Raw genomic sequence first — 1,632 nt, 5'->3', positions numbered from 1 at the left:
GCGTCGCCGGACGGGGGACCCGTTGGCACGGGGTCGCCCTGTCCGGCTCGGCCGAGCTGGTCTACTCCGGCGTCATCGACCTCTGACCCAGGGGCGGGCGACGCGGAGGACGCGGAAGCCCTTGTCCGTCGCGGCGCGCGCCACCGCGAAGGCCGGGAACTCCGCGGCGATCCACTGCTGGAGGGAGTCGCCGCCGAGCTGCTTCGCGACCACGAGCCAGGCGGTGCCGCCCGGATCGAGTCGCGGCAGCCAGGTCCGGAGCAGGTCGTGGAGCGCGTCCTTGCCGATCCGGATCGGCGGATTCGACCAGATCGTCCCGAACGAGAGCCCAGCAGGAATATCCTCGGGGTATGCGGTCTTGACTTCCACGCCGGCGATCCGGGCATTCGCGGCGGCGAGCGCGAGGGCGCGCTCGTTCACATCCACCGCCCACACCGAAGCATCAGGAGACCGCCTGGCCAACGCGATCGCGATCGGACCCCAGCCGCAGCCGAGGTCCAGCAGCTGCCCCTCCATCGGCGGAGGCGGCACTGTCGCGAGCAGCACGGCGGTACCGGTGTCGAGATGTTCCGAGCTGAACACGCCGTCGGCGGTCAGCAGCTCGAACGCCTCGCCCTGGAGCACGACTCGGATCGCACGCTCTCGAGCATGGCTCGACGGCTGCGCGGTGAAGTACTGCTCCCCGTCCACGACGAAGCATCGAACCACAGCGCGGCACCCCGCGCACGAGGAGGGGTCATGAGCGACACCATCCACACCACCGATCTCGAGCGCGCGATCGGCGCGACGCACGACGACTACGACGGCGAGCAGCTCGATCTGGAGGAGCGCCAGTCGCTCCGCCGGGTCCAGGGGCTCTCGACCGAGCTGCAGGACGTCACCGAGGTCGAGTACCGGCAGCTGCGACTCGAGCGGGTCGTGCTGATCGGGGTCTACTCCCGCAGCCAGGCCGACGCGGAGACGAGCCTCCGGGAGCTCGCCGCGCTCGCCGAGACCGCGGGCGCGCAGGTGCTCGACGGCCTCATGCAGCGGCGGTCGCACCCGGACCCCTCCACGTTCCTCGGTTCCGGCAAGGCGGAGGAGCTGCGGCTCGTCGTGCAGGCGGTCGGCGCGGACACCGTGATCGCGGACACCGAGCTGGCACCGAGCCAGCGGCGTGCGCTCGAGGACGTCGTGAAGGTGAAGGTGATCGACCGCACCGCGGTGATCCTCGACATCTTCAGCCAGCACGCCAAGAGCCGCGAGGGCAAGGCGCAGGTCGAGCTGGCGCAGCTGCAGTACCTGCTGCCCCGGCTGCGCGGCTGGGGCGACTCGATGTCCCGGCAGGCCGGTGGCCAGGTCGGCGGTGCCGGCGCCGGCATGGGCTCCCGTGGCCCCGGCGAGACGAAGATCGAGCTGGACCGACGCCGCATCCACTCCCGCATGGCGAAGCTCCGCAAGGAGATCCTGGAGATGGCGCCGGCCCGGGAGCTGAAGCGGCAGAACCGCGTCCGCAACTCGGTGCCGTCGGTCGCGATCGCCGGCTACACGAACGCGGGCAAGTCCAGCATCCTGAACCGCGTCACCCGGGCGGGCGCGCTGGTCGAGAACGCGCTGTTCGCGACGCTCGACACGACTGTGCGCCGGACCGAG

Annotated in this window: 1 protein-coding gene and 1 pseudogene; one reads left to right on the top strand and one right to left on the bottom strand. The window is 71.3% G+C overall.

The annotated features are described in order from the left end of the window. Window positions 1-72 precede the first annotated feature (72 nt). A complete protein-coding gene (locus tag ACFE67_RS06335) occupies window positions 73-690 on the bottom strand; it encodes a class I SAM-dependent methyltransferase (protein ID WP_375406040.1) in 618 nt (205 codons plus the stop codon). Window positions 691-738: 48 nt separating this feature from the next. Between ACFE67_RS06335 and hflX the strand changes: the two are divergent. Further along, window positions 739-1,614, top strand: a pseudogene (hflX, locus tag ACFE67_RS06330) (GTPase HflX); the annotation flags it as partial. Window positions 1,615-1,632: the final 18 nt, after the last annotated feature.

This window comes from uncultured Amnibacterium sp., assembly GCF_964244015.1.
Classification (GTDB): Bacteria; Actinomycetota; Actinomycetes; order Actinomycetales; family Microbacteriaceae; genus Amnibacterium.
The sequence above is the reverse complement of the archived record's forward strand: the minus strand, read 5'-3'. Positions and strand labels throughout refer to the sequence as shown.